The 19,613-nt window shown below is 73.8% G+C and carries 21 protein-coding genes; 5 read left to right on the forward strand and 16 right to left on the reverse strand.

Translation table 11 applies throughout. The features are described from left to right. Positions 1-41 precede the first annotated feature (41 nt). A complete protein-coding gene (locus M8330_RS02930; protein WP_250052735.1) occupies positions 42-848 on the forward strand; it encodes an SDR family NAD(P)-dependent oxidoreductase in 807 nt (268 codons plus the stop codon). A gap of 26 nt (positions 849-874) precedes the next feature. After that, complete coding sequence (locus tag M8330_RS02935; RefSeq protein ID WP_250826120.1) at positions 875-2,083, forward strand: NAD(P)/FAD-dependent oxidoreductase; 1,209 nt, start codon at positions 875-877, stop codon at positions 2,081-2,083. A gap of 54 nt (positions 2,084-2,137) precedes the next feature. Here M8330_RS02935 and M8330_RS02940 read toward each other — a convergent pair whose 3' ends face one another. The 5 genes from M8330_RS02940 to M8330_RS02960 form a co-directional block, all read right to left on the reverse strand. Beyond that, positions 2,138-2,794, reverse strand: a complete 657-nt coding sequence (locus M8330_RS02940) for a DUF6198 family protein (RefSeq protein WP_250826121.1) — start codon at positions 2,792-2,794, stop codon at positions 2,138-2,140. 49 nt (positions 2,795-2,843) lie between these two features. Continuing rightward, positions 2,844-4,346: a SulP family inorganic anion transporter gene (locus M8330_RS02945; protein WP_250052738.1), complete on the reverse strand. Its 1,503-nt coding sequence runs from the start codon at positions 4,344-4,346 to the stop codon at positions 2,844-2,846. 22 nt (positions 4,347-4,368) lie between these two features. Further along, positions 4,369-4,851: a MerR family transcriptional regulator gene (locus M8330_RS02950; protein WP_250826122.1), complete on the reverse strand. Its 483-nt coding sequence runs from the start codon at positions 4,849-4,851 to the stop codon at positions 4,369-4,371. 4 nt (positions 4,852-4,855) lie between these two features. Then, complete coding sequence (locus M8330_RS02955; protein WP_250052740.1) at positions 4,856-5,251, reverse strand: DUF302 domain-containing protein; 396 nt, start codon at positions 5,249-5,251, stop codon at positions 4,856-4,858. 79 nt (positions 5,252-5,330) lie between these two features. After that, entirely contained in the window at positions 5,331-5,954 is a 624-nt protein-coding gene (locus tag M8330_RS02960) for a TetR/AcrR family transcriptional regulator (protein WP_250826123.1), read from the reverse strand. Between the two features lie 139 nt (positions 5,955-6,093). On the opposite strand from M8330_RS02960, the gene M8330_RS02965 reads away from it, so the two are divergent. Beyond that, positions 6,094-8,370 (forward strand): MMPL family transporter, encoded by a 2,277-nt coding sequence (locus M8330_RS02965; protein ID WP_250826124.1) that lies wholly within the window; start codon positions 6,094-6,096, stop codon positions 8,368-8,370. Between the two features lie 21 nt (positions 8,371-8,391). Here the strand turns inward: M8330_RS02965 and M8330_RS02970 are convergent, their stop codons facing one another. The 8 genes from M8330_RS02970 to M8330_RS03005 all read right to left on the reverse strand — a co-directional run bounded on the left by M8330_RS02970 (position 8,392) and on the right by M8330_RS03005 (position 15,033). Beyond that, a complete protein-coding gene (locus tag M8330_RS02970) occupies positions 8,392-9,519 on the reverse strand; it encodes a YihY/virulence factor BrkB family protein (RefSeq protein ID WP_250826125.1) in 1,128 nt (375 codons plus the stop codon). Positions 9,520-9,529: 10 nt separating this feature from the next. Then, entirely contained in the window at positions 9,530-10,069 is a 540-nt protein-coding gene (locus tag M8330_RS02975) for a glycine cleavage system transcriptional repressor (protein WP_250826126.1), read from the reverse strand. Between the two features lie 64 nt (positions 10,070-10,133). After that, positions 10,134-10,958, reverse strand: coding sequence for a F510_1955 family glycosylhydrolase (locus M8330_RS02980; protein WP_250826127.1), 825 nt, complete (start codon positions 10,956-10,958; stop codon positions 10,134-10,136). After that, positions 10,955-11,533: a DUF305 domain-containing protein gene (locus M8330_RS02985; RefSeq protein ID WP_308196229.1), complete on the reverse strand. Its 579-nt coding sequence runs from the start codon at positions 11,531-11,533 to the stop codon at positions 10,955-10,957. The genes M8330_RS02980 and M8330_RS02985 overlap by 4 nt, the downstream gene beginning before the upstream one ends. Positions 11,534-11,607: 74 nt before the next feature. Further along, positions 11,608-12,075: a DUF6153 family protein gene (locus M8330_RS02990; protein WP_250826128.1), complete on the reverse strand. Its 468-nt coding sequence runs from the start codon at positions 12,073-12,075 to the stop codon at positions 11,608-11,610. 35 nt (positions 12,076-12,110) lie between these two features. Then, positions 12,111-13,613, reverse strand: a complete 1,503-nt coding sequence (locus M8330_RS02995) for a multicopper oxidase domain-containing protein (protein ID WP_250826129.1) — start codon at positions 13,611-13,613, stop codon at positions 12,111-12,113. Positions 13,614-13,642: 29 nt separating this feature from the next. Next, a complete protein-coding gene (locus tag M8330_RS03000; RefSeq protein WP_250826130.1) occupies positions 13,643-14,383 on the reverse strand; it encodes an ABC transporter ATP-binding protein in 741 nt (246 codons plus the stop codon). A gap of 68 nt (positions 14,384-14,451) precedes the next feature. Further along, entirely contained in the window at positions 14,452-15,033 is a 582-nt protein-coding gene (locus M8330_RS03005) for a hypothetical protein (RefSeq protein ID WP_250826131.1), read from the reverse strand. 50 nt (positions 15,034-15,083) lie between these two features. Between M8330_RS03005 and M8330_RS03010 the strand changes: the two genes are divergently transcribed. Together M8330_RS03010 and M8330_RS03015 are read left to right on the forward strand one after the other, a co-directional pair. Beyond that, entirely contained in the window at positions 15,084-16,205 is a 1,122-nt protein-coding gene (locus M8330_RS03010) for an NAD(P)-binding domain-containing protein (protein WP_250826132.1), read from the forward strand. Between the two features lie 41 nt (positions 16,206-16,246). Then, on the forward strand, positions 16,247-16,672 hold the full coding sequence (locus M8330_RS03015; protein ID WP_250826133.1) for a Fur family transcriptional regulator: 426 nt from the start codon (positions 16,247-16,249) through the stop codon (positions 16,670-16,672). Between the two features lie 42 nt (positions 16,673-16,714). Here M8330_RS03015 and M8330_RS03020 read toward each other — a convergent pair whose 3' ends face one another. The 3 genes from M8330_RS03020 to M8330_RS03030 form a co-directional block, all read right to left on the reverse strand. Beyond that, entirely contained in the window at positions 16,715-17,569 is an 855-nt protein-coding gene (locus M8330_RS03020) for a metal ABC transporter permease (RefSeq protein WP_250052866.1), read from the reverse strand. Positions 17,570-17,571: 2 nt separating this feature from the next. Then, positions 17,572-18,462, reverse strand: coding sequence for a metal ABC transporter ATP-binding protein (locus tag M8330_RS03025; protein WP_250826134.1), 891 nt, complete (start codon positions 18,460-18,462; stop codon positions 17,572-17,574). A gap of 162 nt (positions 18,463-18,624) precedes the next feature. After that, positions 18,625-19,596: a metal ABC transporter solute-binding protein, Zn/Mn family gene (locus tag M8330_RS03030; protein WP_250826135.1), complete on the reverse strand. Its 972-nt coding sequence runs from the start codon at positions 19,594-19,596 to the stop codon at positions 18,625-18,627. Positions 19,597-19,613 lie beyond the last annotated feature (17 nt).

Genomic DNA, 19,613 nt, shown 5'->3' on the forward strand with positions numbered 1-19,613 from the left:
CGCGCGGTCCGCCCGCGCGGAGGACACGGAAGGACTCCCGCATGGACCTCGGCATCACCGGCCGCACCGCGCTCGTCACCGGAGGCGACTCCGGCATCGGCTGGAACACCGCCCGACTGCTGCTCGACGAGGGCGCCACCGTCATCCTCAGCGACATGGACGAGCAGTCGCTCGCCGCGTCCGCGGAGAAGCTCGAGGCGCCGGAGGGCCGCCTGCACACGGTCACCGCCGACCTCTCCACCGACGAGGCCTGCCAGGCCCTCGGCGCGCGGGTCGAGGAGATCCTCGACGGCGGCTCGCTCGACATCCTGGTGCACTGCGCGGGCGTGACCGGCGCGCAGGGCCTCTTCCACGAGATCGACGACGAGGGCTGGGTCTCCACCCTCACCACCGACCTGCTCGCGCCGGTCCGCGTGACCCGCGCCGTGCTGCCCGCGCTGCGCCGCGGCGGCTGGGGCCGCGCGGTCTTCCTCGCCTCCGAGGACGCCGTGCAGCCCTACGACGACGAGATCCCCTACTGCTCGGCCAAGGCCGGCGTCCTCGCCTTCGCCAAGGGCCTCTCGCAGACCTACGCGGGCGAGGGCCTGCTGGTCAACTGCGTCTCCCCCGCCTTCATCCACACGCCGATGACGGACAAGATGATGGAGCGCCGCTCGAAGATGGAGGACATGTCCTTCGACGAGGCCGTCGAGACGTTCCTCTCCGACCAGCGCCCGCACATGGAGCTCGGCCGCCGCGGCGAGCCCGACGAGGTCGCCAACGTCATCGTCTTCCTGTGCTCCGAGGCCGCCAGCTTCGTCAACGGCTCCAACTACCGGGTCGACGCCGGCTCGGTGGCGACGATCTGACCCGGCCCCGACGAGAGGAGAGAGCCATGACGCGCTACGACTACCTGATCATCGGCGGCGGCATGAGCGCCGACGCCGCCGCGCAGGCGATCCGCGAGAAGGACGAGAACGGCACCATCGGCATCCTGTCCGAGGAGCCGACCCAGCCGTTCCCCCGGCCGGCGCTGAGCAAGAAGCTGTGGACCGACCCCGACTTCACCCGGGACGAGAACTGGCTCGGCACCGTCGAGGCGGCCCGCGCCGACGTCCTGCTCGAGCACCGTGTCGTCGGGGTCGACACCGATGCCCGGTCGGTGACCTGCGCCAACGGTGACACCTACTCCTACGGCCGGCTGCTGGTCGCGACCGGTGGGCACCCGCGCACGCTCGAGGGTCTGCCCGAGGGCGAACGGGTGCTGTACTACCGCTCGCTGCGCGACTACGAGCGCCTGCGCGCGCTGACCTCCGGTGACGGCCTGGCCGACGTCAAGCCGCACGTCGCCGTCGTGGGTGGCGGCTACATCGGCACCGAGATCGCCGCCGCGATGCTGGGCGAGGGCTGCCAGGTCACCCTCGTCCACCCCGACGAGGTGCTCGGTGAGAAGACCTACCCCACCGAGCTCGCGCGCGAGCTGGACCAGGAGTTCCGCTCCCACGGTGCGACCGTGCTCGCCGGGGCACGGGTCACCGACGGGGACGAGGAGGGTGACGGCGTGCGGCTCAACCTCTCCGACGGATCCGTCGTGGAGGCCGACGTGGCGGTCGTGGGGCTCGGCATCGAGCCGGCCACCGGCTTCCTGTCGGGATCGCTGCGGCGCGCCGAGGACGGCAGCATCCTGGTGGACGACCGGCTGCGCACCTCCGCGCCCGACGTGTGGGCCTGCGGCGACGTGGTGACCTACCCGGACGCCGTGCTCGGCCTGCGCCGGGTGGAGCACGTCGACAACGCCACCACCATGGGCGCCGTCGCCGGACGCAACCTGGCTGGCGCGGAGGAGGTCTACGACCACACGCCGATGTTCTACTCCGACCTCTTCGACCTCGGCTACGAGGCCGTGGGCACGCTCGACGCCTCGCTGGAGACGTTCGTGGAGGACGCCGGCGACGGCGGCCGGATCGTCTACTACCTCACCGACGACGAGGTGGTCGGCGTGCTCGGCTGGAACGTCTTCGGCAGGACGGACGCCGCGGTGGCGCTGCTGGCGCAGCACAGCCGCCCTGCGGACGCCTCCGACCTGGCCGGCGCGCTGGACTGAGCGACCGCTTCCGTCGGGCCGGTGCCCCGGGTTCCAGGGCTCAGGGCTCAGCGCTCAGGCCCCGGTGTACCGGCCCGGGCGGTGGTTGATCGCGAGCACGAGGTTGAGCAGCGCCGCGCCCACGGCGGAGAGCAGGACGATGGCGGGCGCCTGCACGGCGAAGCCGGCGAGCACCACGCAGACGTCGAGCACCATCTGCACGTAGCCGGCACGGAGGCCGAGCCGCTCCTGGGCCAGGAGGGCGACGATGTTGAAGCCGCCGAGGCTCGAGCCGTGCCGGAACACGATCAGCAGGCCGATGCCGACCAGCAGGTTGCCGGTGAGCACCGCGTAGGGGGAGGCCAGGTCCCCCAGCACCGCGAAGTGCGCGTGCGCGCTGGCGAAGACCGAGACCAGCACCACCGAGACCAGGCTGCGCACGGTGAACTGCCAGCCCTTGGTGAACACCGCGACCGCGAAGAACGGCAGGTTGACCAGCACGAACATGACGCCGAAGGGCAGGCCGAGCGCGTAGGAGACGACGATCGCGAGGCCCGCGGTGCCGCCGGTGACCGCGCCGACGTGGGTGAGCAGCGAGACGCCGAAGCTCACCGTCCAGGTGCCGGTCAGCACGCCCAGCACGTTCTCCAGGCGGGAGTGCGGCACGACGGCGGGGGCCTGCTGCGCAGGTTCCTGCGCCGGGGTCGGGGTCTCGGGCTGGGACGCGGTCACGTGCTCAGGGTCGAGCTCGCGACCGCGTCCTGCCAAAACGAGCGGGCCGTCAGCCGAGGTTGCCCGAGAGCCGCTCGTGGCGGGCGGTCGAGTCCTCGTTGAGCCCGTGGATCTCCACCGTCTTGCCCTTGCGGCCGTACTTCGTGGTGACCGAGTCGAGCGCCGCGACGGTCGAGGCGTCCCAGATGTGGGAGTCGGTCAGGTCGATGACCACGCGGTCCGGGTCCTCCGCGTAGTGGAACTGCGCGTAGAGGTCGTTGCTGGAGGCGAAGAACAGCTCACCGCTGACGGTGTAGCGGGCCACCTCGGCCCCGTCCTCGACGACCACCGCGCGCTCGACGCGGGCCAGGTGGGCCACCCGCTGGGCGAAGAGCACCGAGGCGATGAGCACACCCACGATGACGCCGTAGGCGAGGTTGTGGGTGAGGACGGTGACCACGACCGTGGCGAGCATGACGGCGGTCTCGCTGCGCGGCATGGAGTGCAGCGTGCGCAGGCTGTGCCAGTCGAAGGTGCCGACCGAGACCATGATCATCACCGCGACCAGCGCGGCCATCGGGATGCGGGCCACCAGGTCGCCGAGGCCCACGACCAGGATCAGCAGCAGCACGCCGGCGCTGAAGGTGGAGAGCCGGCTGCGCGCGCCGGAGATGCGCACGTTGATCATGGTCTGGCCGATCATCGCGCAGCCGCCCATGCCGCCGAAGGCACCGGTGACGATGTTGGCCACGCCCTGGCCCCAGGCCTCGCGGGTCTTGGACGAGCCGGAGTCGGTGATGTCGTCGACGAACTTGGCGGTCATCAGGGACTCGAGCAGGCCGACCAGCGCCATCGCCAGGGCGTAGGGGGCGATGATCTCGAGCGTGTCGAGGGAGAACGGCACGTCGGGGATCACCAGGGACGGCAGGGACTCCGGCAGCGCGCCCTCGTCGCCGACGTTCGGCAGCGACATCCCGCTGGCCAGGACGATGGCGGTGATGATGACGATGGCGACCAGCGGCCCCGGCACCAGCTGGGTCACCCGCGGCATGCCGACGATGATCAGCAGCCCGAGCGCCACCATCGGGTAGACCGCCCACGGCACGTCGATGAGGTTGGGCAGCTGCGCGGTGAAGATGAGGATCGCCAGCGCGTTGACGAAGCCGACCATGACCGAGCGCGGCACGAACCGCATCAGCTTGGCCACGCCTAGCACGCCCAGCACGATCTGGAAGAGGCCGGCCAGCAGCACCGTGGCGATGAGGTAGTCGACGCCGTAGTTCAGCGCCACGGGCGCCACCACGAGCGCGACGGCGCCGGTGGCGGCCGAGATCATCGCGGGGCGGCCACCGACGATCGCGATGGTCACGGCCATCGTGAACGAGGCGAACAGGCCGAGGCGCGGGTCGACGCCGGCGATGATCGAGAACGAGATCGCCTCGGGGATGAGGGCGAGGGCGACGACCAGGCCGGCCACGAGCTCGCGGCGCAGGAGGCGCGGGCTGCGGAGGACGGTCCGGACGAGGTGGCCCTCGGGGTCGTCGGTCACGGTCGAGGTGGCGGTGGCTGACACGTGCCGTGACCCTACCCTTCCGTTACGGAAGGGTTGAACTCCCCGAGCCCGACTCCGTGGTGTGATCCGGGACACCTGCTCCGTCGGTCGGACCGTCGATCGGCACGCCGGCCGGGGCGTCGGACAGCGCCTCCAGACGGTCCCCGAGACCCGTCGCGAACTCCTCGGCCATGCCCAGCTCGCGGCGCGCCTTCTCCGCGCGCTCGGTGGCCTGGGCGTGGACGGCGGCCAGCCGCTCGAGCAGCGCCGCGCGCTGCGCACCGGCCGCGCCGGCGTCCAGGGCGTCGACGACCTCCAGCAGGTCCCGCATGGCCTCGAGCGGGAAGCCGAGCGGCTTCATCCGCTTGATCAGCAGCAGGCGGTCCACGTCGGCGTCGGCGTAGAGCCGGAACCCGCCGGCGGAGCGGTCCGCGGGCACGACGAGACGCATCTCCTCGTAGTAGCGGATGCTGCGCAGGCTCAGCCCGACGCGCTCGGCGACCTCGCCGATCTGGAGCAGCGACACCGGGTCAGAGCGCGGCGAGCGCGGCCTGGAGCCGCGTCCGGGCGTCCTCGGCCACGCCGCACAGCGGCGCGTCCGCGTCCACGCCGGCGAGGCCCACCATGGCCTGGGGGTCGAACGCCTCGACGACGGTGCCGGCCTCGGTCTCGCGGACGACGACGTTGCACGGCAGGACGGCGGCGATCGACGGCTCGGCCTGGATGGCCGCGTGGGCCAGCGGCGGACGGCAGGCGCCGAGGATGACCTGGGGCGCGATGTCGACGTCGATCTTGGCCTTGAGCGTGGCCTGCATGTCGATCTCGGTGAGCACGCCGAAGCCCTGCTCGGCCAGGGCGGCCCGGGTCGCCTCGACGGTCTCGGCCCACGGGCGGTCGAGGGTGCGGATGAGGGTGAACGAGGCCATGACACGCTCCACGGGTCTGCGACGTCCCGGTCGCCGCCGGGCTTGCCCCGACCCTAGCGAGGACCCGGGCGGGCCGCCCTCACGGGAGCCGCGGCAGCAGCGGCGGCGCGGTCGTCAGGCGGGCGAGCGTCTCGCGCAGGTGCACGGCGATGTCCTCGCGGCGCACCTCGACCTCGGGCGTCCACACCCCGTCGGCCTGCATCTGCTCGGAGAGCTCGGAGTAGTACTCCAGGACGAGGCCGGCCGTGCGGGCCGTCATCAGCGCCTGGAGGTCGCCGCGCTCGCGGCCCATCCGCGCGAGCACGGCCTGCTCCAGGTCGCGGCGCTCGTCGGCGACCAGCTCCAGCACCCGGCCGCGCACGGACGGGGTGGCGAGGACGACGGCCTGGGCGCGCGTCACCAGGCTGTGCTCGCGGGGCGCCGCGAGCACGTCCAGCAGCATCTCCCCCAGCGCCACCTCGATCGGCTCCTGCTCGGGACGTCGCAGCAGGGCGTCCGCGAGACGCCCGACCACCTGGAGCGGCTCGACCAGCAGGAGGTCCTTGGAGGCGAAGTAGCGGTAGAGGGTCGAGGAGCCGACGCCGGCGGCCGCGGCGATCTCCTCCATCGTCGTGCTCTCGTAGCCATGGTCGAGGAACAGGCCGAGAGCGACGTCCAGGATGGTGCGCCGCGTCCTCGCGGCGTTCTCCTCACGCAGTCCCATGTGGGCATGCTAACAGTAACTCCCATCTTGGGAGTTACTTCCAGATTTGCCTACACTCGACCCTGTCGCCGACCGATGGTGTGATCGAGACACACCTGTGGATCGCCCGGCGGACCCGAACCCTGATGGAGGACCCGCGATGGCATGGCACCTGTTCCGACTCGGAAGGGGCTCGTTCCGGCACCGCCGACTGGTGGCGAGCCTGTGGCTGGCCCTCCTGGTCGCCGTGGGCATCGCCGCGACCACGCTGGGGGGTGAGACCTCCGACAACTTCGAGCTGGACGGGATCGAGTCGACCGACGCGTTCTCCCTGATCGAGGACCGCACCCCCGACTCCGGCATCGACGGCGCGACGGCGCAGGTGGTCTTCCAGGCCCCGGACGGCGAGACGCTCACCGACCCCGCCAACCAGCAGGCCGTGAGCGACGCGCTGGCCGCCGTGCAGACCGAGGACGTCGTGAGCGTCTCGGACCCGTTCACCACCGGCACCATCAGCCAGGACGGCACGGTCGCCTACGCCTCGGTCTCCTACACCGTCCAGGCCATCGAGATGACCGAGGCCGACCGCGACGCCCTCGACGACGTCAAGACCACCGGCGAGGACGCGGGCCTGCTCGTGGCCGTCGGCGGTGACGCCGTCGCGCCCGAGACCGCACCCCCGGTCGGCGAGGTCGTCGGCATCGCCGTCGCTCTCGTGGTCCTCACCCTGACCTTCGGCTCGCTGGTCGCTGCCGGCATGCCGCTGCTCACCGCGCTCATCGGCGTCGGCGTCGGCTTCCTCGGCATCACGATCATGACGGGCTTCGTCGAGCTCTCCTCGACCACGCCCGCGCTGGGCTCCATGCTCGGCCTGGCGGTCGGCATCGACTACGCGCTGTTCATCATGTCCCGCTACCAGCACGAGGTCGCCGAGGGGCGCGACCGCGAGGAGGCGGCCGGCGTCGCCGTCGGCACCGCGGGCTCCGCCGTGATCTTCGCGGGCCTCACCGTCATCATCGCGCTGGCCGGCCTCACGGTGGTCGGCATCGGCTTCCTGACCCAGATGGGCGTCGCGGCCGCCGCGATGGTCGCCGTCACCGTGGTCCTCTCCCTCACCCTGCTGCCCGCCATCCTGGGCTTCGGCGGCAACCGCGCCATCGGCCGCGCCGCCCGCAAGGCGGTCGCGGAGGAGCAGGCCGAGGCGAGCGGCACCCCCGCCAAGGCGCACCTGGGCACTCGCTGGGCCTCGTTCCTGAGCCGCTTCCGCTGGCCCGCCGTGGTCGGCGGCATCGCGCTGGCCGCGGTCGTCTCGATCCCGGTCGCCTCGATGGAGCTGGCCCTGCCCGACAACGGCACGGCCGCCGAGGGCAGCGACGCCCGGATCGCCTACGACCTCATCTCCGACAACTTCGGCCCCGGCTTCAACGGCCCGCTGGTCGTCGTCGTCGACACCGCCGGCGCCGACGACCCGGCCGCGGCCTACCAGACGGCCTTCGCCGAGCTGGGCGGCGTCTCCGACGACGTCACCGCGATCGTGCCGGCCGTGACCAGCGACTCCGCGAAGGCCCAGCAGGCCTTCGCCCAGCAGCTGGACGCGGTCCAGTTCGCCACCATCACCGTCATCCCCTCCTCCGGCCCCTCGGACCAGGCCACCAAGGACCTGGTCAGCGACATCCGCAGCACCCTGGCCGACCTCGAGGACGAGACCGGCGCCCGCGCGCTGGTGACCGGTCAGACCGCCGTCGGGGTCGACATCTCCGACGAGCTGGCCGCCGCGTTCCCGAAGTACCTGCTGGTCGTGGTGGGCCTGGCCTTCGTCCTGCTGGTGCTGGTGTTCCGCTCCCTGCTGGTGCCGCTCAAGGCTGCCCTCGGCTTCCTGCTCTCGGTGGGCATCTCGCTGGGCGCGACCGTGGCCGTCTTCCAGTGGGGCTGGCTGGGCTCCGTCATCGGGCTCGACGGCGAGTCCCCGGTGATGTTCCTGCTGCCCATCCTGCTCACCGGCATCCTGTTCGGCCTGGCGATGGACTACGAGGTGTTCCTCGTGACCCGGATGCGCGAGGCCTGGGTGCACGGCACCGAGGCCCGTCGCGCGGTGATCGACGGCTTCCAGCACAGCTCCCGGGTCGTGGTGGCCGCCGCGTTGATCATGATCGGCGTGTTCGCGGGCTTCGCGCTGGCCGACGACGTGATCATCAAGTCGATCGGCTTCGCGCTGGCGATCGGCGTGCTGGCCGACGCGTTCCTGGTCCGCATGCTCATCGTGCCGGCCGTGATGGCGATCATCGGTGAGCGGATCTGGTGGATGCCCCGCTGGCTGGCCAAGGTGCTGCCCAACCTCGACATCGAGGGCGAGGGGCTCGTGCGCCGGCTCGGCCACGCGCCGCGCAGCACGGGTGCCGGCTCGACGGTCGACTCCCCCACCGGTTCCGCCGACTGACGCAGGCGGTCCCGGCGCGCCTCACGACGCCGGGTCGGGCTCCCGCCCGGCCCGGCGTCGCTGCTCCGGATCGCCGCCGCCCTGGTCCGCGCGGCGCAGTCGCCCCTGGTCCGTGGAGGGCCACATCCGCTCGATCTCGGCGTTGAGCTCGGCCCCGACCAGCACCACGATCGCCGAGATCCACAGCCACAGCACCACCGCGATCGGGGTGCCCATCTGCCGGTAGGCGACGTCACCGGTGCCGCTGACCAGCAGGTAGGCCCGCAGCCCGGCCGCCGCGAGGACCCAGCCGACCATGGCCAGCACGGCCCCCGGCAGGTCCCGGCGCCACGGCGTCCGCCACGGGACGCCGACGTGGTAGAGCGTCGTCAGGGCGGCCATCACCAGCAGGCCCAGCGCCGGGTAGTAGAGCCAGGACGTGGCGTCCAGCAGCGAGTTCGCCGCGCCGTCCGGCATCAGCGCGCGCAGCAGCCGCGGCCCGAGCACCAGCAGCGGCAGGATCGCCACGGCGCCCACCAGCCCGGCCACCGTCAGGAAGAAGGCGAGGATGCGCCGCTTCCAGCCCGAGCGCGCCTCGGCCTCGGCGTCGTAGGCGATCACGATCGTCTCCAGCGAGCGGTTGACCGCCCGCGACCCGGTCCACAGCGCCAGCACCAGGCCGATGCCCGCCACGTCCGCGCGGCCCTGGGAGAGCACCTGCTCGGCGACGTCGGAGTAGGCCGCGTAGGTGGAGTCGGAGAGCACCGTGGACGGCAGCCCGTAGACCACCGTCTCCAGCTGCTGGGTGTTCTCGGCGTCCAGCGCCGCCGCGACGTAGCCCAGCGAGCCGAGCAGCACCAGCAGCAGCGCCGGCAGCGAGATGAGCGTGAACAGCGCCGTCTCCGCCGCCAGCCCGGGCACCCGGTCGTCGAAGGTCTCGCGGACCGTCACCACCGTCAGGTCCCACACGGCCCGCAGCGGGCGCGGGAGCCGGTCGCGCACCCGGTCGGCGTGCGCGAGGGCGCGGCGCTCCGCCTCGTCCCGACGCTCGCGGACGTGGCCGGTGACCCGGTCCCCCACCTGGCGTCCGGCGCGGCGCACGTGGCGCGCGCGGCGCTCGAGCCGCCGGCTCGTCGAGCGGCCCTCGTCCGTGTCCGGCACGGCGCTCATCCCGGGAACCTCAGGTCCGGTCGGCGCCGGGCCCCATCGTGAGGTCGACCATCAGCTCGTCGGCCAACCGCTCCAGCGGGCCGCTCACCGCCGCCGCGTCCAGGTCGGCCGGCACGCTCAGCCGGGCCTCGACCTCGAACAGCAGACCGCCCGCCATCGGGGCCTCGGTGACCGAGGTGGCCAGCTCGTCGATGCCGACCCCGTGGCCGGCCAGCGCTGCGGAGACCTCGGCCAGGATGCCGGGGCGATCCTGCCCGACCAGGTGCAGGTGCCAGTGGTCGACGCCCGCGGCGTCCTCGGACCGGCTGTCCGGCTGGGCGGGCGCGACCCCGACCGTGAGGCCCGCCGCGGAGAGGTCGACCAGCGCGGCCTCCAGCGCCACCACCTGGCTGTCGGGGACGTCCACGAGGACGACACCGGCGAACTTGCCCGCCAGCCGCGCCATCTCGGAGCGCTGCCAGGAGCCGCGGTGGTCGGAGATCGCCGCGGAGAGGGCGGAGACGAGGCCGGCGCGGTCGTCGCCGATGACGGTGAGCACGAGGGTGGCCATGGCGGGAGGCTAGTGCCTCCCGCCACGGCCCGGTGCCCCTCGTCGGGGTGGCCGACGGCGCCGACTACCAGGTGGTGACGGTCTCGAGCGTTGCGCCGCCGTCGCTGCTGCGCTCGAGCCCCTCGCTGGTGGCGACCCACACGTGCCCGTCCGGCCCGGCCGCGAGGGCGCGGAGCTCGCCGTCGACGGCGGCGCCCTCCGTCCAGGTGCTCAGGTCCTCGCTGGTGCGCAGGACGCCGTCGACGCCGACCCCGACGAGGGTGCCGTCCGGGGCCAGGTCGACGAGGACCAGCAGCGGGGCGTCGGGCAGCGGCGTGAACGTGGCGCCACCGTCGGTGCTCAGCTGCGGCCCGTTGCCCGTGGTCGCGACGATCCGGCCGTCGTCGGCGGCCAGGTCGGCGACGGCCGCATCGGTCGCCACGGTCGTCCACGACGCGCCCTCGTCCTCGGAGACCAGGACGGACCCCGACGCACCGTCGAAGCCGACGACGCCGCCGTCCCAGGCGTCGAGCGCGTCGAAGTCGACGGTGCCCCCGAGCGAGACCTCCGCCCACGACGCCCCGTCGTCCCCGGAGCTGAGGAGGCCGAGGTTGCCCGGCCCCGCCTCGTCCTCGCCGGGGTGGCCGCTGGCGTAGAGGCGGTCGCCGCCCACGGCGAAGCCCATGAGGTCGCTGGAGATGCCGCCGACGCGGGCCGTCTCGTCGCCGTCCCAGGCCACGAGCCCCTCGTGGGTGGCGATCAGCACGGTGCCGGGGTCCACGGGGTCGACCGCGATGCCGTGCACGTGGGTCAGGTCGACCGCGGAGGGACCCTCGTCGGCGCCGCAGGCGGAGAGCCCCGCCAGCCCGAGACCACCCAGCACGAGGCCGGCGGCGAGGGAGGCCCTCACAGCAGACCCTCCATCAGGGTGCTCTCGGCGGACTGGGAGTCCACGATGTCCTGGGCCATCTCCTGGGCGACGGGGTTGGTGACGTCGGCCAGCTCCGTCTCGGCCATGGCGACGGCGCCCTCGTGGTGCTCGATCATCAGCTCCAGCCACAGGCGCTCGAACGCGCGGTCGCCGGCGTCCTCGAGGTCGGCCATGTCCTGGGCGGTCATCATCGAGTCGGCGAGGTCCTCGCTGCCGTGCTCGTGGGCGTGGCCGTCGTCGGCGGTCTCCACGCCCCGCATCTCCAGCCACTGCGTCATGGTCTCGATCTCGGGGGCCTGCGCGGCCTCGACGTCGGCCATCAGGTCGGCGACCGCGGGGCGCAGGTCACGGCCGGCCGACATCTCCACCATGTCGATGGCCTGGGTGTGGTGGGGCAGCATGCCGCTGACGAAGGCCACGTCGGCGTCGTTGAACTGTGCCTCGGGAGTGCCGTCGTCGGCGCAGGCGGTGAGCGCTGCGGCGGGGAGGACGGCGACCAGCAGGGCGGCGCGGGCCCGGGTGGAGGTGCTGCGGGCAGGGGTGCGTGCGGGCACGGGAGTGCTCCTTCTCGGTGCGGTGTGGTGGCGCTGGTGCGGACGACGGCGACGCCGGTGCGTCGCCGGGCCGCTCAGCAGCGCAGGACCGAGAGGGCGTGCAGGTCGGGAGCCGCGGCACCGGAGGGTGCGCGCAGCGGTCGGTGCGCGAGCGCACCGGGGTCGCGGCGCAGGTGCCGGACCGGGGTGCGGTGCGCCGCCAAAAGGAGCAGGAGCAGCGTCAGCAGCGCCAGGCACCCGCCGAGGACGCCCCCGTGGGAGCCGGCCACCCCGGAGAGCGAGGAGCCCATGCAGCTGACCGTGTCCGCCACGGTCACCTCCACGGCCGTGCCGGCCGCGGTGACCATCCAGCCGACGTGCTCGGGGGCCGAGGCGGCCACCTCGGCGTGGCCCGTCGCCGTGCCGTGCTCGGCCGCGCCGTGCCCGGTGTGGCCGGAGACCGCGTGCATGAGCAGCACGCCCACGGCCAGCAGCCCGACGACGACCACCAGCGCAGCACGGCGCGCGCCGGTGCTGCCGGTGACGGCGGTCGGGGAGGTCACGCGGCGACCAGGGTACGGACCCGTCCGGCCCGCGGTCACGGGCGCAGGGCCTCCAGGGTGCCCATCATGCCGAGGTCCTCGTGGTCCAGGACGTGGCAGTGGTACACCGTCCGCCCGGGGAAGGCGTCGAAGGCGACCCGCACCACCACCCGATGCCCGGCCGGCACGTCGACGGTGTCCAGCAGGAGCGGCGCCTCGCCGCCGTCCAGGACCTGCATGGGCCACACGTGCAGGTGGAACGGGTGGTCCATGGTCGTGTCGTTGACCAGCGTCCACTCCTCCACCGTGCCGAGCGTGACGGTGTGGTCGGTGCGCCCGGCCTGGAACGTCCGTCCGTCGATGCCGAACAGCATCCCCCCGCCCATCCCCTGCCCCATCCCCGAGGTCAGCGTCAGCGTGCGACGGCGGTCGGGCTCGACGTCGCGCAGGTCGCGGGGCGGGGCGGTCGTTCCCGACGGGCCGGGCGGGGCCGTGGTCGCGGGAGAGGACGAGGGAGGGGCACCGGGCCCCGTGGCTCGCAGCGTCAGCAGGGTGGAGGGCTGTTCGTCCGAGGCACCGCCCATCATGCCGCCCGTCCCCCCGCCCGCCGTCCCACCGGTGCCCGCCCCACGGTCGACCGGCGCGGTGGTGAGCACGAGGTCCTCCTGGCCGACCGGCACGACCAAGTCGGCCCGGCCGCCCGGCGGCACCACGACCTCACCCACGCCGAGACCCGAGGCCAGGTCCCGCCCGTCGCGGGCCACCACCCCGGCACCCGCCACCGCCGCGGCCCCCACGGTCGAGAGCAGCGGTCGCAGGTACCGCGACGTGCACGCGTTCACGACGCGCCACCGCTCCACCGTGCCCGGCGCACCGACCACCTCCGGGGCCGACTGGCCGTCGACCAGCACCAGCGCGCCCTCGCGCCCGGCCATCCGGTCGTGCCTGGTGACGCCGGCGACCGCCCCACCGGCCAGGGTGACGTCGGAGACCACCAGCACCCGCTCCGTCCGCGCGGAGGCGGCCGGGTCCAGCACGAGCAGCGCCCCGAACAGGCCTCGCCAGACCTGGTCGGCCACCGAGCCGTGGTGGTGCGCGTGGTACCAGAAGGTGCCGGTCGGGTGGTCCTCACCGATCTCGTAGACGTACTGGTGCTGCTGCCCCGGCGCCACGCTGACGAACACGTCGTCGGAGGCGCCGGTGGGTGAGACCTGCAGCCCGTGCACGTGCAGGTTGGTCGGCTCGTCGAGGTCGTTGACGAGGAGCACCCGCAGGGTGTCCCCCGGGGCCACCCGCAGCGTCGGCCCCGGCACCGACGCCCCGTACCCGAGGCAGCGCACGTCCGAGCCCGCCAGGGCACGGACCTCCTCCGAGGCGACGAGGCGCACGTCCAGCAGCCCACCGGTCGAGGTGTGCACCGGCGGCTCCACGAGTGCGGCGCCCGTGACCGCGGCGGGGTCCGACGACTCCCGGGCCACCCACCACCAGCCACCGGCCGCACCCAGCGCGACCACGCCCGCTCCGCCGAGCAGCGCCCGGCGGCCGATCGGCTGGGTCACCGCCACCACCTCCTCGCCGACGAGACGGCTCAGCCGCGCGGCAGCAGCTCGGTGGCCAGCACCCGCACCTGCCGGGGCGTGGGGTGGCCGAGACGCTCGACGACCCGGCCGTGGGAGAGCACGGTGACGGCGTCGGCGTCCCGGGCGAGCACCGCGTCCCCGGTGCCCACGAGGACGGTCAGCCCGAACGTGCGGACGAGGCGGTGCAGCCGGTCCGCCAGGTCCACCAGGGACGTCGGGTCCAGTGCCGCCTCCGGGTGGTCCACGACCAGCACCGCGGGCCGACGGGCGGCCGCCGAGGCCAGTCCCACCCGCAGCCGCTCCCCGGCGGCCAGGGACCCCGGGTCCCGGTCGAGCAGCGGCTCCAGCCCGAGCGTCGCCACGAGCCCGGTCAGCAGGGCCTCGTCCGCACCGTCCGGCACCAGCCCGGCCGAGAGCCGCAGGGCGTCGCGCGGGGTGGGGCTGGGCAGCGGCGCAGGGTCCTGGGCGACGCCGACACGGGCCACCGGGCCGGTGGACGCGTCCTGGACCGACAGCCAGGCGACCAGCGCCCTCGTCCCGGCCCCGCGTGCCCCCACGGCCGCGTGCAGGGTGTCGGCGTGCACCTCGAGGTCCACCCCGTGCAGCTCCTCGCCGCCGGTCCGGGCCGCCTCGTCGCCGGCCAGCGTCAGCCCGGCCACCCGGAGCACCGGCTCGTCGAGCGCCGGCCGGGGGGACGCGTCAGGGTCGACCGGCGCGTCGGGGCCGCGCGCGGAGTCACGATGGGTCATGCCCCCAGCGAACGCCCCGAGGGGGCCGAAAGATCAGGGCCGAAAGGCCGTGGTCCCGTCCACCGGGCTCAACCGAGCAGCTGCTCGACCTCGTCCTGGACCTCGGCGTACGGCTCCACGTCGAAGGTGCCGCCGCGCCAGACCAGCACCCGGTCCTCGGCTCCGTCGCCCCCGTCGTCGGACCCGTACCCGGTGAAGACCGCCGACCCGTCCTCCAGCACGAACGCCTCGTGGAGCGGGTCGGCGTCGTGGGTGTCCCAGCCGGCGTCGGGACCCGTCGAGACCGCCAGCAGCCCGCTGCTGAGGTCGTCGGCGTCGTCACCCTCCGGCAGGCTCGTCGCCGCCGTCTCCAGGACGACCGCGACCGTGTCCCCGCCGACGCTGACGGCCGACGAGGTGTAGGCGTGGCCGGTGGGCACGGCCCCGACGTCACTCGGGTCGGACCACGTCCCCTCGTCGCGCCGCTGCACCAGCAGCCGCCCGTCCTCCACCGTGACCGCGACGGCCACCGCCCCGCGCTCGACGACGTCGGCGTCCTCGTCCGGGCCCGCGCCGCTGGTGCACGCCGCCAGCGGGAGCAGGGCAGCGAGGGCGAGCGCGCGCACGGCCGCCCGGGCGGGAAGCGAGCGACCCTCGGCGGTGACAGACATGCCGGGGACGCTAGCAACGACCGCCGACGCCGCCCCTCTAGGTTGGACGGGTGGACCTGCCTGCCTCCGTCGACGTCGCCGTGATCGGTGGCGGCCAGTCGGCGCTGGCCTTCGGCTACCACCTGCGCCGGATCGAGCGCGGCCGCACGGCCCGGGGGCTGCCGCCGCTGCGTGTGGTGGTCCTCGACGCCCACCCGGCCCCGGGCGGCGCCTGGCAGGACATGTGGCCGACCCTGCACCTCTTCTCCCCCGCCGAGCACAGCTCCCTGCCGGGCCGCCTCATGCCGGGCACGTCGGAGGAGTACCCCGACGCCGCGCACGTGGTGGAGTACCTCACCGACCACGAGCGCCGGTTCGGGCTGGACGTGCGCCGCCCGGTGCGGGTCTTCTCGCTCACCGCCGGCCGTGCAGGGGGCCTGGTCCTGCGCACGGACGACGGGGTGCTCGACGCCCGCCACGTGGTCAACGCGACCGGCACGTGGGACCGCCGCTTCATCGCCTCCCTGCCCGGGCTCGGCACCTTCCGCGGCCAGGTGCTGCACACCCGGGACTACCGCGACGCCGAGTCCCTCGAGGACGCCCGCGTGCTGGTGGTCGGGGGCGGCAACTCGGCCGCCCAGATCGCCGCCGACCTGCTCGGCACCGCCGCCGTCGTCCGGTGGGCCGCCCGCCGCCCGCCGCAGTTCCTGCCCGACGACGTCGACGGGCGCACGCTGTTCGAGGTCGCCAGCCAGGCCGTGGCTGCCCGCGCGGCGGGCGAGGAGCACGCGGGGGTCGGCTCGCTGGGCGACGTCGTGGCCGTCGCGTCGGTGCGCCGGGCGCGGGACGAGGGCGGCCTGGTCGCCCGCGCGATGCCGGCCCGGTTCACCCCGGACGGGGTGCAGTGGCCCGACGGCAGCACCGAGCGGTTCGACGCCGTGGTGCTCGCCACCGGGTTCCGGCCGGCCCTCGACCACCTGCGTGGCCTCGGCCTGACCTGGCGGGGCGGGCACCCCGCCGCGTCCGCGCCCCCGGGGTCGCCGTTCCCCGTGCGCTCCGCCGACGACCCGCGCCTGTGGTTCCTCGGCTACGGCGACTGGTGCGGCGCCGCCTCGGCCACCCTGGTGGGGGTCGGGCGCCCCGCACGCGACCTGGCGACCGCGCTGGTCACCGCCCTCGACGAGGAGGCCTGAGGACTGCGACCGCGCTGGGGCTCCTGCGTAGAATGAGTCTCATGTCTCCGCAGGCCAGCAGCACGGGCACCGACGCCGTCCGCCGCGACACCCCGCAGCGCCGCGCGCTGCGCGAGCACCTCGAGGGCACCGAGTCCTTCGTGAGCGCCCAGCAGCTGCACGACCAGCTCCGTGCGGGTGGCTCCCGCATCGGCCTGGCCACCGTCTACCGCGGCCTCCAGACCCTCGCCGAGTCCGGCGAGGTCGACACCCTGCGCACGGACGACGGCGGCACGCTCTACCGCAAGTGCGGCGAGCGGCACCACCACCACCTCGTCTGCCGCAGCTGCGGCCTCACCGTCGAGGTGGACGGCCCCGGCGTGGAGACCTGGGCGGAGCAGGCGGCCCAGGCGAACGGCTTCAGCCAGGTCACCCACGTCGTGGAGCTGTTCGGGCTCTGCGCGGGCTGCACCGCCGCCCAGGCCTGAACCCGGGCCCTCCCCCCTCCTGTCGACCCTCGGCCGTCCGCCTCAGACGGCCGCGCGGTCGCGGACCGCGCCGACGAGCCGTGCCACGAGGTAGATCACGAACGAGATCGTGGTGATGTAGGGGCTGATCGGCAGCGAGCCGCCCAGCGCGAGCAGGATGCCGCCGACAGCCGCCGTGACGCCGAACAGCGCCGCCAGGAACGGCACCAGCGTCAGCGACGACGAGACGCGGAGCGCGGCCGCGGCCGGGGTGACGAGCAGGGCGAGCACGAGCAGCGCGCCGACGATCTGGACGGCGACGGCCACGACGAGGCCGAGCGCTCCCATGAAGACCAGGGAGATCATCCGGCGCGGCACGCCGCGGGCCGCGGCGACGTCGGGGTCGAGGCTGTCGAAGAGCAGCGGGCGCCAGATCGCGACCAGCACCGCAGCGGCGAACACGCAGATACCGATCAGGTAGTACAGCTGCGGCCCGTCGACGGAGACGATCTGGCCGGTGAGCAGGCCGAACTTGCTGGACGCGCGCCCGTCGTAGAGAGCGAGGAACAGGATGCCCAGGCCCAGCCCGAACGGCATCAGCACGCCGATGGCGGAGTTGCGGTCGCGCGCGCGGGCACCCAGCAGGCCGATCGCGAGGCCCGCGACGAGCGAGCCGACGACGGCACCGGCGACCACGCTGGTGCCGATCAGCAGGGCCGCCGCTGCGCCCGCGAAGGAGAGCTCGCTGACGCCGTGCACGGCGAAGGCCATGTCGCGCTGCATCACCAGCACGCCGAGGACGCCGCCCACGACGCCGAGCACGCCGGCGGCGATGATCGAGTACTGCACGAGGCCCAGCAGGAGCCCGTAGTCGGAGAAGTCGACGACCTGGTGCCACCAGGCGTCGTCGGCGAGCACGGTCACGCGGTGCCTCCCGACGTGGGCGCTCCGGTGGTCGGGGCGGAGGCGCTCGAGGGCGAGGAGGGCGTGGTGCGGGCGCCGGGGTGCTCGTCGGGGGCACCCAGGACGACGATCCGGTCGCCGATCTGGGCGACGTCGACGCGCGTGCCGTAGAGCTCGCTGAGGGTGTCGGAGCGCATGACCTCGTCGGGGTGGCCGAGCCGGTGGGAGCCACCGGCGAAGTAGAGGACCCGGTCGGTCAGCGGCAGCACCGGGTTGATGTCGTGGGTGACGAAGAGGACGGGCGTGCCGTGCTCGCGGCGGCGCCGGTCGACCAGCAGGCTGACCTCCTGCTGGTGGTGCAGGTCGAGGCTGGAGAGCGGCTCGTCGCACAGCAGCAGCTCGGGGTCGGAGACCAGTGCCTGCGCGATCCGCAGCCGCTGCTGCTCGCCGCCCGAGAGCTCGCCCACGGGCCGGTGGGCGTACTCGACGGCGTGGACGTCCTCGACCACCTGCTCGACCCGCTGCCGCACCGCACCGCGGCCGAACAGCCGCGGGCCGAAGCGGTGCCCGTCTATGCCGAGCGCCACCAGGTCGCGCCCCCGCATCGGGGTGCCGGCGGGGAAGACCCGCTGCTGCGGCACGTAGGCCATGCGGCGGTCACCGCGGCGCACCGGCTCGCCCTGGAAGCGCGCCTCCCCACCGCTGAGACCCACGAGCCCGAGGACGGCCTTGAGCAGCGAGGACTTGCCGGCGCCGTTGGCGCCCAGCACGGTGATGAACTCGCCGGGGTGGACGTCGAGGTCCAGCCCGGACCACAGGGTGCGTCCGCCGAGGGTCAGCTCGGCGCCGCGCATGCTGAGCACCGGGTCGCCGCGGTGCGCGTGGGGGGTGGGGTGCGTTGCCGTCACGTCGGTGGGTAACTCCGTCTCTGCGGGGTGGATTCCTCCCCGGGGGTCTGTCCGGGGGTCTTTCCGGGGGGTGATGCTGCCAGGAACGCGGTGCACGCCCGACGTCCGACCCGGGGGCCTGGACGGCGGGCGTGCGGTCGACCACGTGAGCGGCCGAGTGGCTCAGCCCAGCGCAGCGGTCAGGTCGTCCACGTTGTCCTGCATCCAGGTCACGTAGTCGTCGACGCCGTCGGGCAGGGTCTCGCTGAAGTCGACGACCGGGACGCCGGCGGCCTCGGCGGCCTGCTGGACCTGCTCGGTCGTGTCGTCGGCGGCCTGGGTGTTGTAGGCCAGCACGGCGATGTCGCTGTCACCGTCGAACAGGGCGAGGGTCTCGGCGAGCACCCGCGGGGGCACGTCGGTGCCCTCCTCGACGGCCTCGCTGAACTCGTCCGGGGTCTCGTTGGTCAGGCCGGCCTCGGTGAGCAGGTAGAGCGGGACGGGCTCGGTGATCGCGACGCCACGGCCCTCGGTGCTGGAGGCGAGGTCGGAGACCTGGCTCTCGAGGTCCTCCACCTGGGCGGCGAAGTCCTCGTAGTTGGCCTGGTAGGTGGCCGCGTTGTCGGGGTCGACCTCGGCGAGGTGCTCGTTGATCTCCTCGGCGACGGCCTCGACGGTGTGGAAGTCGTACCAGACGTGCTCGTTGAAGCCCTCGACGTGGTCGTGCCCGTCCTCGGACTCCTCGTCCGCGTGCTCCTCGTCGGAGTGGTCGGAGTCCTCGTCGAGCAGGCCGGAGATGTCGACGGCGGTGAGCACGGTGGGGTCGGTGTCGACCGAGTCGAGCATGGTGTCGACGAACGAGTCGTAGCCGCCGCCGTTCTCGATCACGATGTCGGCCCCGGAGAGCGTGGCGAGGTCGGAGGTCGTGGCCTCGTACTCGTGGGGGTCCTGGCTGGCGGAGTCGATGATGCTGGTGACCTCGACGTCGTCACCGCCGATCGCCTCGGCGATGCTCCCGTAGACGTTGGTGGAGGCCACGATCGAGATCGTGCCGTCGTCGGCGGAGCCGCTGTCGCTGCCGCACGCGGCGAGCGTGGTGACGGCGAGCGCACCAGCGGGGAGCAGGGCGAGGAGGCGCCAGGAGGAGGTCTTCATGCTGACGACGATAATCA

The organism is Nocardioides bruguierae (assembly GCF_023656415.1).
GTDB lineage: Bacteria > Actinomycetota > Actinomycetes > Propionibacteriales > Nocardioidaceae > Nocardioides > Nocardioides bruguierae.